This is a genomic window from Serratia sp. JKS296 (assembly GCF_900215445.1).
In the GTDB taxonomy this organism is placed as follows: domain Bacteria; phylum Pseudomonadota; class Gammaproteobacteria; order Enterobacterales; family Enterobacteriaceae; genus Serratia; species Serratia marcescens.
Genome location: NZ_OCMX01000001.1, coordinates 899,569 through 912,246 on the forward strand (window position 1 = coordinate 899,569; position 12,678 = coordinate 912,246).

General features: G+C 59.9%; 10 protein-coding genes. 4 read left to right on the forward strand and 6 right to left on the reverse strand.

Features of this window, described 5'->3' with window-relative positions; translation table 11 throughout:
• Window positions 1-18 precede the first annotated feature (18 nt).
• A complete protein-coding gene (gene betI / locus CRO23_RS04280) occupies window positions 19-615 on the reverse strand; it encodes a transcriptional regulator BetI (RefSeq protein ID WP_033639489.1) in 597 nt (198 codons plus the stop codon).
• 158 nt (window positions 616-773) lie between these two features.
• On the opposite strand from betI, the gene CRO23_RS04285 reads away from it, so the two are divergent.
• Window positions 774-2,318 carry a BCCT family transporter gene (locus CRO23_RS04285; protein WP_033639490.1) on the forward strand — a complete coding sequence of 515 codons (1,545 nt, stop codon included), beginning with the start codon at window positions 774-776 and terminating at the stop codon, window positions 2,316-2,318.
• Between the two features lie 6 nt (window positions 2,319-2,324).
• Here CRO23_RS04285 and CRO23_RS04290 read toward each other — a convergent pair whose 3' ends face one another.
• A complete protein-coding gene (locus tag CRO23_RS04290) occupies window positions 2,325-2,756 on the reverse strand; it encodes a VOC family protein (protein WP_097101445.1) in 432 nt (143 codons plus the stop codon).
• 158 nt (window positions 2,757-2,914) lie between these two features.
• Window positions 2,915-3,832, reverse strand: a complete 918-nt coding sequence (locus CRO23_RS04295; protein WP_004931740.1) for a TIGR03571 family LLM class oxidoreductase — start codon at window positions 3,830-3,832, stop codon at window positions 2,915-2,917.
• A gap of 717 nt (window positions 3,833-4,549) precedes the next feature.
• Here CRO23_RS04295 and CRO23_RS04300 point away from each other — a divergent pair.
• Together CRO23_RS04300 and CRO23_RS04305 are read left to right on the forward strand one after the other, a co-directional pair.
• On the forward strand, window positions 4,550-5,767 hold the full coding sequence (locus CRO23_RS04300) for an MFS transporter (RefSeq protein WP_097101447.1): 1,218 nt from the start codon (window positions 4,550-4,552) through the stop codon (window positions 5,765-5,767).
• 36 nt (window positions 5,768-5,803) lie between these two features.
• Window positions 5,804-6,613 (forward strand): MoaF C-terminal domain-containing protein, encoded by an 810-nt coding sequence (locus CRO23_RS04305; protein ID WP_016929945.1) that lies wholly within the window; start codon window positions 5,804-5,806, stop codon window positions 6,611-6,613.
• A gap of 1 nt (window position 6,614) precedes the next feature.
• Here CRO23_RS04305 and lldD read toward each other — a convergent pair whose 3' ends face one another.
• The 3 genes from lldD to CRO23_RS04320 form a co-directional block, all read right to left on the reverse strand.
• Window positions 6,615-7,754, reverse strand: coding sequence for an FMN-dependent L-lactate dehydrogenase LldD (lldD, locus tag CRO23_RS04310; RefSeq protein WP_033632193.1), 1,140 nt, complete (start codon window positions 7,752-7,754; stop codon window positions 6,615-6,617).
• Between the two features lie 42 nt (window positions 7,755-7,796).
• Complete coding sequence (locus tag CRO23_RS04315) at window positions 7,797-9,380, reverse strand: L-lactate permease (RefSeq protein ID WP_097101449.1); 1,584 nt, start codon at window positions 9,378-9,380, stop codon at window positions 7,797-7,799.
• A 323-nt stretch (window positions 9,381-9,703) separates the two neighbouring features.
• Window positions 9,704-10,624: a LysR family transcriptional regulator gene (locus CRO23_RS04320; protein ID WP_016929942.1), complete on the reverse strand. Its 921-nt coding sequence runs from the start codon at window positions 10,622-10,624 to the stop codon at window positions 9,704-9,706.
• 178 nt (window positions 10,625-10,802) lie between these two features.
• Between CRO23_RS04320 and CRO23_RS04325 the strand changes: the two genes are divergently transcribed.
• Window positions 10,803-12,455: a multidrug ABC transporter permease/ATP-binding protein gene (locus CRO23_RS04325; RefSeq protein WP_060445383.1), complete on the forward strand. Its 1,653-nt coding sequence runs from the start codon at window positions 10,803-10,805 to the stop codon at window positions 12,453-12,455.
• The last annotated feature ends 223 nt before the right edge of the window (window positions 12,456-12,678 follow it).

Genomic DNA, 12,678 nt, shown 5'->3' on the forward strand with positions numbered 1-12,678 from the left:
TGGAGCCGCCGTTCACGTTCACCCCTGCTGCTGGGCGGCGTTGAGCCGCTGCGCCACGTAGTCGCATGCGATGCGGCAGTCCTGCTTTAGGTCTGTCTCGTCGCCGGCCAGGCTGCCGCGCAGCCAAAGCCCATCGATCATCGCCGCCAGCCCGCGCGCCGCGTCGCGCGCCTGCTGCAGCGGCAGCTCGCGGCGGAACTGGCTGCAAATATTGGAATAGAGCCGCCGATCGTTGGCGCGCTGCAGGCGGCGCAGCACCGGCTGATGCATGCTGGCGGCCCAGAAGTCGAGCCAGGCGCGCATGGACACGGCGTTGGTTTGGCTGGGGTGGAAGTTGCCCTGGATAATGGCGAACAGCTGTGACTGGCTGTCGCTCGCCGCTTGCGCGCGGCACTCGGCCACCGCGTCGCGCAGATCGCGCAGGATCTTGCGCATGGTGGCGCTCAGCAACCCCTCTTTATCGCCAAAATAGTGGCTGACGATGCCGGTCGACAGCCCGGCTTCTTTCGCCACCTGAGACAGGGTGACGCCGGCCAGCCCGACGACGTTTATGGTCTCGAAGGCGGCGTTAATCAACTGCTCCTTGCGCTGCTCAGGAATGTCTCTGCGGTACATATTTTCCCCAACTGATAGGCAAATCACACTTTGAATTTGATTGATTGAACGGTCAATCAATGCTCTATATGCTGCGAAAATGTCAAATAAATGACGATAGAATGTTAATTAAAAGTTGCATTTAAATCGTCTGTCTTTCGCATCATGGAAGCCTGCCAATGACAACAAAAACTCCTCCATCGCTTGACGAAGAACCTGTCAGATTGAATGTTCCGGTATTTTTCGGCTCGGCGGCGGTGATCCTGCTGCTGGGATCGCTGGTCGTGCTGTTTCCCGCCGCCAGCAAACAGTGGTTGAACGCCGCGCAAAGCTGGGTCGCCGACGTGTTCGGCTGGTACTACATGCTGTTGATGGTCGCCTGCATGGTGTTCGTCTTCTGGCTGGCGCTGTCGCGCTTCGGCCATATTCGCCTCAGCCAGGATGACGAACCGCCGCAGTTCAGCTATCCCTCGTGGGTGGCGATGCTGTTCTCGTCGGGCATCGGCATTGCGCTGGTGTACTACGGCGCCTACGAACCGCTGGATCACTTCTTGTCGCCACCGGAAGGCAGCGGCGGCACCGTGCAGGCGGCGCGGCAGGCGATGGCGCTGACCTTTTTGCACTGGGGGCTGCACGGTTGGGCGCTGTATGCGCTGATCGCCACCGCGCTGGCCTATTTCGCCTATTGCCGCGGCCTGCCGTTGGCGCTGCGCTCTGCGTTATACCCGATCTTCGGCGAGCGTATCCACGGCGGCGCCGGCCATCTGGTGGACAGTTTCGGCATTCTGGTGACGGTGATTTCGATGGTGACCAACCTGGGGATCGGCGCGCTGCTGGTGAACTCGGGGCTGTTTTATCTGTTCGACATTCCGCAAAGCACCGGCGTGCTGCTGGCGCTGATCGTGGTGATGATGGTGGTGGCCACGCTGGCGGCGGTCACCGGCGTCGAGAAGGGCATTGCCATGCTGTCGAACATCAACGTCGGCTTCCTGTGCCTGTTGCTGCTGTTCGTGTTTCTGGCCGGCCCGACGCTGAATCTGCTCAACGGCATGTTGCAGAACCTTGGCGATTATCTCACTTCGCTGGTCAGCCGCAGCTTCGATATGTATCTGTACGGCAAGGCGCGCCAGTGGCAGGGCGCCTGGACGTTGTTCTATTGGGCCTGGTGGGTGGCGTGGGCGCCGTTTGTCGGGCTGTTCATCGCGCGCATTTCCAAAGGGCGCACCATTCGTGAACTGATCTTCGGCGTGTTGCTGATCCCGTTGGGCTTCACGCTGGCGTGGCTGTCGATCTTCGGCAATACCGCCATCAGCCTGGTGTTGGAAGGCGGGCAGGCGATCCTCGGGCAGGTGGCGCAAAGCGATCCGCCGATGGCGGTGTTCAAGCTGTTCGAATACCTGCCCTATACCCAGCTGACCGCCGGTTTTGTGGTGGCGATCAGTTTCGTGCTGTTCCTGACGCCGGTCGATTCCGGCACGCTGATGATAGCGAACCTCTCCTGCCAGGGCGGTTCCGCCCACGATGACGCGCCGGCCTGGCTGCGGGTATTTTGGGCGGCGGTCACCACGTTGATCTGCGCCGGGTTGCTGTACGCCGGCAGTTTCAGCGCGATGCAGACTGCGGTGGTACTGTGCGGCCTGCCGTTCTCGGCGGTGATCGTGTTGTACATGGTCAGCCTGCGCAAGGATCTGCGCGGTTACGCCATGACGCCGGCGCTCCCCTGAGGCGGTTTATTCGTCCGCGCGCGGCCGGTGATGCACGTATTCGATAATCGTGCCGTCCGGCAGGCGGGCATTGAAACAGGCGCCGGTGGGCACTTCCACCGGGCCAAAGAAGATATCGGCTCCGGCGGCCAGCAGCCGCTGATGGTAGGGATAAATGTCATCGACCAGCAATGTGCCGACGGTGCTGCGGAAAGGGCGCAGGCTTTCTTCCGAGCCTTCCAGGATCAGAAACGGCCCCACCGCCGCCAGCACCAGCCGATGCGCGGGAAAGTCGAAACGCATATCCGCTTCCACGCCGTGCAGCTGCTCGTAAAACGCGATGGTGCGGTCGATCTCGCCTTCGTCGACGTAGACCCGGATCAGCACGCGCGGCACGCGCAGCGATGAAGAGTCGGCGGTTTTGCGCCAAAAGCCCGCTTCTGTCAGTTTTGCCGTCATTGCTCATTCCCCATGGTGGCTCGTTTCCCCGTCATCATGCCGCAGTTTGGCCGCAGGGATTAGACTGAGTTGTTATGAATCAGCAGCGGCGGAAATAAAAAAGCCCCGGTAACGGGGCAAAGACCAGCTCAGGTCGGAATAGCGGGCTAAAGCGGGCGTCAGGCGCGATGGAATTCCGGCAACACCAGTTGACCGATCTCCTGCATCGTCTCTTCCAGCGGCCGCTGGTTACGGCGGAAATGCAGGCCGATGTGGTTGACCCCGGCGTCACGCATGGCGCTCAGTTCCTGAATCAATCCATTACGGCCGCTCTTGATGCCGAAGCGATGGCGCTGAATCGGCGCGTCGGCGTTATCGGTGAGGTCGAGATGAATAAAGCTGACGTAGGGCTTGTCACCGGCTACGTTACGCCAGAGTTTGACTCGCGAAACGTGGTCCGCAGGCGTGCCGGGATACGACAGCCAGCCATCCATATTTTTGCCCACCCACTCGGGCGTTTGCTGCGCCAACCCGGCGACCAGCAGCGGCGGCGGCGGCGTGGCCGGCAGCAGGCGCAATCCAGGCTGGAGCGCGCTGTCGGCTTCCCCTTTGAGAATGCCGACGCTGGTGCGGAAGTTTTCACCGCGCGCGGCGTAATCGGCGCCGAACAGCGGGTACTCCACGGGGCGATCGCCGCTGGCGACGCCGAGCAGCAGACGATCGCCGCTCAGCGTTTGCAGCGTGGAAGCCGCTTTGCGCACCAGCCACGGCTGGCGCAGCGGCAGCACCACGGCCGCGGTGCCCAGCAGAATATTGCGCGTCAGGCTGGACAGGTAGCCGAGGTAGGTAAAGGTCTCAAACACCTGCGCGGCGTCGCCGAAGTCCGGATCGTACAGCGGCACGTCGCGAACCCAGGCGGCGCGAAAGCCGAGCTCATCGGCCAGCTTGATGCGCGCAGCGTGTTCGCTCATGTCCGGCACGCCGAACGGTCGCCCGTCCTGCTGGCGTTTCAGCTGCCCGCTGGTGGACCAATCGTTGTCCAGCGGCAACTCGATGCCGATGGAAAGCGGCTCCCGGGTTAGTCTTTCGATGCTCATGTGTCACTCCGTCTCAGGCCTTGCGGCGCGGTGTCGAACGATGGCCCGAAGTGTTGCATGGCGCTAAATTGAGATAAACAGCCCTAATCGCAATAGATAATTGCTGTTGCGAGCATAATTGCTTTGCAGGATACGGCATGCTTGTCGTGATTTACGTCACGCTCTGCGCTTTTGCTATTGTCCAGATGAAATTATGTAATCCTGCCGATAGCCTTTCCCTCATAAGAGTTAGTTTGTTGTGCGGCAATAAAATAAAACGAAATGATTCAATAGATAAAAGTCAAACTGAATATTCCCCAGCGTTCATTCAATACGGATAAAAAATTAATAAGGCTGAAGAGTGATCGTTGAGATTATTCGCAAATGGCGTGGAAATAGGCATTTTTAACCGAAGAAAAATACCCGTTATTATTTTATTGTCTGTAAAAACATAGGGGTAAAATATCTTTTTGTGATAATGCGATTTTGAAATAGTACCGAATAAAAACTTCATTCGTCTCTAAGAAAGCGCCGGTTGACAGACCGCCGGCTTACGATAATTTTATGTCATTAACATGTTAATGAGTTGTTGTCGTGACGGAGGGCCAATATCTCTCTTGGCCGTGCGCTTAACACACTTATGCCATGGCGGCTTGCCATTCATAAGTTAACTTATGGACACATGACGCTATGAATACATCGCCAGAGCCTCGCAGCGCATTAAGTGAAGAGAACCGGTTGCTGATTATTTTATTTTTCGTTTTCGGCTGCGTGTTCGTCGATCGTCTGACCATCTCGTTTCTGTTTCCGATGATTGCCGCCGACCTCAAGCTCAGCAACGTGCATCTCGGCACCCTGTCGGCGGTGCTGGCGTTAACCTGGGCGCTGTCTGGCGCCGGGCTGGGGGCGATAGCCGATCGTTTTAATATCCGTAAACCGATGCTGATCTTGTCGATCCTGGTGTTTTCGCTGTTCTCCGCGCTGTCGGGGTTGGTCAGCGGCTTTGCCATGCTATTGATCTTCCGAGCGTTGATGGGGATCGCCGAAGGGCCGGTATTGCCGATCGCACAGTCGTTGATGGTGGAAAAATCGCAGCCGCAGCGCCGCGGTTTCAACATGGGATTGATCCAGGGCGCGGCGCCGGGGCTGCTGGGCGGCATTATCGCGCCGCCGCTGATCATCTATCTGGCGCAGAAGTGGGGCTGGAGCATGGCGTTTCACCTGACCGCCGTGCCGGGCATCATTCTGGCGTGGCTGATCTATCGCTATGTGAACGGCAAGAAGGATCCCGCTTTCAGCGCCCCGCCAGCGGCCGACAAGGCGGCGAACAAAGGTGCTTACGGCGAGCTGTTCAAAATCAAGAACGTGGCGCTGTGCATTCTGATCTCCTGTGTGTTCGTCACCTGGTTCATGATCATCATTACCTTCACCCCCAACTTTTTGGTGACCGACCGCGGCTTCGGTGAAGGCACGATGGGCGGCATCATGAGCGCCATCGGCGCCGCTTGGGTGTTCTGGGGCGTGGCGGTGCCGGCGATTTCCGATCGCTTCGGCCGCAAGCCGACGCTGATCTTCTTTTCGCTGCTGGCGGTGTGCTGCCCGCTGTTTCTGAGCTACGTCGATAACCCGTGGCTGCTGGGCGTGCTGGTGTTCCTGTCTTATACCGGCCTTGGCTGTTTCACGCTGTTTATGGCCACCATCCCGTCTGAAACGGTGTCGCCGGCCCGCATCGCTACCGCGTTGGGGCTGGTGATGGGGATTGGCGAGGTGATTGGCGGCTGCCTGGCGCCGTTTATCGCCGGGCTGATCGCCGATCGCTACGGGCTGGTCAGCGTGATGTGGCTGGCGGCCGCCGGCGCCGTGTGCGCCGGCGTACTGAGTTGTTTTCTCGATGAAACCGCCCCTGCCGTGGTGAACCGCCGAGCGGTGAAACCGGCGGGCGTCGCCGACGTCTGAGGCGGTTTTCATCCCATTCAATCAAGGAGAGCGAAGATGTCAGCAGAACCATCCGTACTGAATCAAAATGCCGAACCGGACTGGAAGAATTACGACGATTTCGCGCGCGGCATCGACACCAACCGGCTGCCGGGCACTCAGGACTGGCGCGGCAAAACGTTGCAGATCGCCTTTGAAGGCGGCGGGGAAATCACGCTGCGTTTCAGCGCCGATCGGCAGCGGGTGCTGTGGGCCTGGGGCGGGGAGAGCGGCGAGGACGCTTACGAAGAGGTGCAAACCTCCGCCGCGCGCTATTTCTTCAATATTCCGCTGCAGACGCCGGGCAACGAATGCCTGACGCTGGTGCTCAACCGCGACAGCGGCCGGGCGCTGCTGGTGCGCAGCACGTTGCTGCCCGAGCAAACGGTGGAAAAGGGATCCCGCCTCAAGCAAAGCTTCCACGTTGGGCAGATTGCCGGCGTCACGCCGGGCGGCGTCGCGCCGCATCTGACCCGCGAGCTTATCGGTTATCGCACGCTGAATGTCTACAGCCCCAACCACTATTACGAACACTTCTACGTCAACACCGAGCGCTACGCCTGGCAAAACCTGCGCGGCGAACAATTCGGCCACGGCGACATGGACTACGCCACTTACTACAAGTTTGAGGACGAGATGTTCCTGTTCACCTTCCGGGAAAAGATTATCCCGGTGTGCTCGGTGTTCTTCTTCGACTTTGTCTCCGGGCGCTGCACCGGCACCTTCCTCGGGTTGGACGCCGCCGGCCGGGTGTTGGTGTCACCGGCCGGGGCGTTCATCAGCAAGATGAGCTACAACGCCTACCCGGAAGGGGTACAGCCGCTTTGATTCAGGCGTTTCTGACCAGCGATCCGGCGTTGATCTCCGCAATGGTTTTCGCGCCGGTGAGCGTCATGGCGACGCGCATCTCTTTGTCGATCAGATCCAGCAAGTTAGCCACCCCGGCTTCGCCGGCCGCCGCCAGCGCATAGACGAAGGCGCGCCCCAGCAGCACGCTGTCGGCGCCCAGCGCGATCATGCGCACCACGTCCAGGCCGCTGCGGATGCCGGAGTCGGCCAGCAGGGTGATGTCGCCTTTCACCGCGTCGGCGATCGCCGGCATGGCGCGCGCGGTCGACAGCACGCCGTCCAGTTGGCGGCCGCCGTGGTTGGAGACGATGATGCCGTCGGCGCCGAAGCGCACCGCGTCTTTGGCGTCTTCCGGATCCAGAATGCCTTTGATGATCATCGGGCCGTCCCAGAACTCGCGGATCCACTCCAGATCTTTCCAGGAAATCGACGGATCGAAGTTGGCGCCCAGCCAGCCGATGTAATCTTCCAGGCTGGTCGGTTTACCGCGGTAGGCCGAGACGTTGCCCAGGTCGTGCGGCTTGCCGAACAGGCCGACATCCCAGGCCCACTGCGGATGGGTAAACGCCTGCAGCACGCGGCGCAGGGCGGCGTTGGGGCCGCTCATCCCTGAGTGGGCGTCGCGGTAACGGGCGCCGGGCACCGGCATGTCGACGGTAAACACCAGCGTTTTCACGCCGGCGGCTTTGGCGCGCTCCAGCGCGTTGCGCATAAAGCCGCGATCTTTCAGCACGTAGAGCTGGAACCACATCGGCCGATCGATCGCCGGCGCCACCTCTTCGATCGGGCAGACCGACACGGTGGACAGCGTGAACGGGATGCCTTTTTTGGCCGCGGCGCGCGCGGCCTGCACTTCGCCGCGGCGGGCGTACATGCCGGTCAGCCCCACCGGCCCCAGCGCCACCGGCATCGCCAGCTGCTCGCCGAACAACGTAGTCTCCAGGCTGAGTTCGGACATATTGCGCAGCACGCGCTGGCGCAAGGCAATATCGGCCAGATCTGCGGTATTGCGCTTCAGCGTATGCTCCGCGTAGGCCCCGCCGTCGATATAGTGAAACAGAAACGGCGGCAGTTTGGCCTGGGCGGCGGCCCGGTAGTCGGTTGACGCGGAGATGATCATAGTGTTTACCTTCTTGTCTTGCTTGCGATAACGAGTGTTCGGTCAGAGCGTGAGGATCGTTGCCATACCGGCCGCAATCCCGCCGTACGCCAGCATCGGCAGTACGGTCTTTCTGATGATTTTGCCTTCGGCGTTGCCGATCCCGAGGATCGAACAGACCGCGATAATGTTGTTCAGGCACACCATGTTGCCCATGGCGCCGCCGACGGACTGCAAGGCCAGCGTCAGGTTGACATCAAGACCGCTGCTCTGGGCGATCGACTGCTGAATGCCGCCGAACGTCAGGTTCGAAACGGTATTGGAGCCGGAGAAGAACGAGCCCAGCGCGCCGAGGAACGACGAGAACAGCAGCCAGCTGTCGCCGGTCAGCGCCGCCAGCGCTTTACCGATCAGGATCACCGGCGCGTTGTCGCCGCCCTGCATCATCAGGTTAACCATCACCAGCGCGCCGAACAGGGCGATAAAGGGCCGCGCGATGCGCCCGCCGGTTTCGCTGAACATTTGCCGCACCTGGCCGCCATTCAGACGGAACAGCGGAATACACAGCAGCACCACCAACAGGAACGGGATCAGCGCCGGGACATACAGCGTTTTGTAGCCGGCGGCGGCGGCGGTGCCCAGCACCTGCTGCAGTTCGACGATCAGCGCCTGGCTGATGCGCAGCTCCCCGAGCCAGCCGAGGTTTTCCTGCCACAGCAGCGCGGTGTTGTTGAGCAGCGCCTTGAGGCCCAACTGGTGGACGCGCGTCACTATCAGAATAGCAATCAGCAGCAGGGTCGGGGTCATGGCCTTGACCACCTGCATGAACGGCACCGCCTGCGCGGCACTCTGCGGTTTGTCGCCGCGGGCGAGGCCGATGCCACCGCGCGCCAGCAGCACCGACAGTGCCAGGCCGATCGCGCCGCCGACCAGCGCCGGGAACTCATAGTTCACCTGGGCCAACAGCAGATAGGGCAGGGTGCAGCTCAGCACGCTGAGCAGGATAAACGGCAGGTTGCGGCGGATATCCTGCCAGGAAACGATAAAGCGCAGCGCCAGCAGAGGAATGACGAAGCCGGCGACAACGTGGATCAGCGCGGTTTGCCGGCCGATCTCCAGCAGGCTGGCGTCCGACAGGCCGAGGTTGGCAAAGCCGAACCAGGTGGGGGTGCCTACGGCGCCGAAGGAGACCGGCACCGAGTTCATCACCAGCGTCAGCAGGGCGACGCGCAGCGGGTTGAAGCCCAGCCCGACCAGAATCGGCGCGGCGATGGCGGCCGGTGTGCCGAAGCCGCTGGCGCCCTCGATCATAAAGGCGAACGCCCAGCCGATAATCATCAGTTGGGCCACGGGATTGGGGCTGATGGTTTCCAGCCAGCGGCGCACCACGTTTTCCGCGCCGCTTACCTGCATCAGTTTGTTGAGCAGGATGGCGCCGGCAATGATGGTGATCGGCGTCAGCGTCGACACCAGCGCGGTGATGATATTGGCATGCAGCAGCCGCAGCGAGGCATCGAACCACAGGAGCTGTACGGCATACACCACGGCGGCCGTCAGCGGCAGGGCGAGGTAAGAGGGCACGCCATTCCTTTTAGTCATCATCCAAATCAGCAGGATGATGGGCGCAATACTGAAAAGCAGGGGCATAAGATCCTCAGGGTTATTATTTTTATGGGCAGAGAGATGTAGCTGAAAGGTTAATTACCGCAACATTTTCATTCTAATCACAACGTTGGCGATGATGCCATGCGGTAATTTTTTAACATCGGCGAACGGCGTCGGCGCAGGGAAAAACGCCGGTAGAAGGGGTTAAATTAATTGATTTAAAATCAGCATGATAGGGAGTGTTGATGTGCGATAAGTGCGCGAGCTCACATTAATTAGGCGGTAATGTTCAATAGATTATGTCCAAAAATGCCGTAATCCCCGCGGTCTTTCGCGGTAGCGGGGAAATAATCCGAGAGGAAAACTCAAAAATAATGGCTGATATTTTGGTAGGAACCGATGATATGTTCGATCAGCAGACGGGTTTTTAACGGCAGATTGCGGGTGTAAGGATAAACGGCGTAAATGCCCAGCACTTTGCCGCAGTGGCCGGCCAGGATCTCCGTCAGTTTACCGTCCTGCAAATCTTCATACACCATGCAGCGCGGCACCATGGCGATGCCGTGGCCGCCGATCACCGCTTTGCGGATCGCCCGCGCATTGTTGGCCGACAGGTTGCCGTTAACCTGCAGCTCGTAGATGTCGTTGCGCCCCGGCCGCTTCATCAGCCAGTTGGCGGTGCCGCTCTCTTGGTAGGTGTAGGTCAGGCAGTTGTGGCTCAGCAGATCGTCGGCGCTGCGCGGTTCCGGGTGGCTTTCCAGGTAGCCCGGCGAGCAGACGATCACCCAGCGGGAATCGAAGATAGGCCGGGCAATCAGGCTGGAGTCCGGCATGGTCCCGGTACGGATCGCCAGATCGATGCCTTCTTCCACCAGATCGACGAAGCGGTTTTCCAGCCGCATTTCGACCTTCAGGCTGGGATGCAGGGCGCAAAATTCCGCCACGCTTTCGCTCAGCAGCAGCTCGCCCGAAATGGTCGGCACCGACATGCGGATGGTGCCGGTCAACTCTTCGCTCTTTTCGCTGACGGCGTACAGCGCCTCCTGCACTTTGGCGCCGATCTCTTTGGCCTGCTGGTAGAGCGCCTGGCCGCTTTCGGTCAGCGTCAGGCTGCGGGTGGTGCGGTACAACAGGCGGGCGCCCAGCGATTTTTCCAACCGCCCGATGCGTTTGCTGACCACCGAGCTGGTGATGCCGGCGCTCTCCGCGGCTTTGCTGAACGAGCCGCAGTCGACAATCAGGGCAAACAGAATCAGGTCGTTGGCGTATTCGTGAGTCGCGAGCATAATCGGCTGTTCCCTTCAGCGGCAAGTGGCGCCAGTGTAAGTCTCTCGTTTCAATAAGCAATCATCAAAATGCCCTTGGCGTCGAAATCAGAGGCTGCGCGAGCAATGAGAATTCGTCTTGATCTCATTCTCGCGCCGCTTACAATGCCTGCCAGATCGCGACTTCAGAGGTTTTTTCATGGAACTGCTACGGGTGGTTTATCACCAGTATCGTTGGCCATTTCTGGCGGTTATGGCATTGACCATGACCAGCGCCGGCTTGGGCATCGGTATCATTGCGTTTATCAATCAATACCTGATGGACGCCGGCGGCGATGCATTGGCTGTGCTGCCGATGTTTCTCGCCCTGCTGGCATTGCTGATGGCGGTCACGCTGGGATCGCAATTGGCGCTGACGACATTGGGCCATTACTTCGTCTACCGCCTGCGCGGGCAGTTAGTGAAACGCATCCTGGATACCGATATTGAACGCCTTGAACAGTTAGGCAGCGCCTCATTGTTGGCCAGCCTCTCCAGCGATGTCCGCAATATCACCGTCGCCTTCGTGCGCTTGCCCGAACTGGTGCAAGGGGTGATTTTAACCCTGGGGTCGGCGGCCTATCTGGGGTGGCTATCGCCGAAAATGCTGGCGGTGACGGCGGTGTGGGTCGCCGTCACCGTGGTGGGCAGCGGCTGCCTGGTCTCGCGGGTTTATCGCCATATGGCCAGTTTGCGCGAGTCGGAAGAGCGCCTCTATCATCATTACGAATCGGTGATTGACGGTCGCAAGGAACTGACGTTAAACCGCAAGCGAGCGCAGGCGCTGTACGAACAGACCTATCAACCCGATGCGCAAGCTTACCGCCACCATATCATTCGCGCCGATACCTTCCATTTGAGTGCGCTCAACTGGTCAAATATCATGATGTTGGGGGCGATCGGACTGGTGTTCTTTATGGCTAACAGCCTGGGATGGGCGGACTCGGCGGTGGCCGCCACGTATTCCCTGACGCTGCTGTTCTTGCGCACGCCATTACTGCAGGCGGTCGGGGCGTTTCCGACGCTGGTCAGCGCCGAAGTCGCCTTCAACAAGCTGAAGACGCTGCGCCTGGCCGAGTACCAACCGGCGTTTCCTGCCGCCGCAGGCCGTTCCTGGCAGACGCTGGAGCTGCGCGACGTGGTTTTTCACTATGCCGATACGGAGCAACAGCCCGGTTTTGCCGTCGGGCCGCTTAATCTGACGCTGCGGCGTGGCGAGCTGGTCTTTTTGATCGGCGGCAACGGCAGCGGCAAGTCAACGCTGGCGATGCTGTTGACCGGGTTGTACCGGCCGGTGAGCGGGCACATCGTTCTGGATGGCGTCGCACAGACCGCGGCGGATATGCCGGGCTATCGTCGGCTGTTTTCGGCGATTTTCACCGATTTTCATCAGTTCGATCGTTTGCAAGGGCCGGAAGGCGGCGAGCCCGATGCGGAACTGGTCGCCGGCTGGCTCGAGCGGTTGAATATGAAAAGCAAACTGCAGTTCGACGGCGCCAGGGTGACCAACCCGCAACTGTCGCAGGGGCAGCGCAAGCGTCTGGCTTTGCTGCTGGCCGTGGCGGAACAGCGCGATATCTTGCTGTTGGATGAATGGGCCGCGGATCAGGATCCGCAATTCCGGCGCATTTTCTATCGCGAGCTGTTGCCAGAACTGCGCGCGCTGGGCAAAACGGTGTTTGCCATCAGCCATGACGATCACTATTTCGAACACGCCGATCGGCTGCTTGAGATGCGCTCGGGTCATTTACGTGAGCTGACCGGCAGCGAGCGTGAACACGCCAGCCGGGATTCCGTCAGCAGAATCGGTTAACTCACACCGGCCCGAGCGAGACTAAAGCGGGCCGGTGCTTCTCTCCGCATGATCCCAGTACGTCGCTTCATTTTATCCCCCACCTTCAGCGCTGTCTGTTGCCGATTTGGCTTATGTCCAGTCAAGTAATTGATAGTTGAATTATTTACCAGTGGTTTAATTTTGACCTTTAAAGATATGGCACACTGCACGTTCGTTCGCCTATCAATTCAAGTTATCGCCT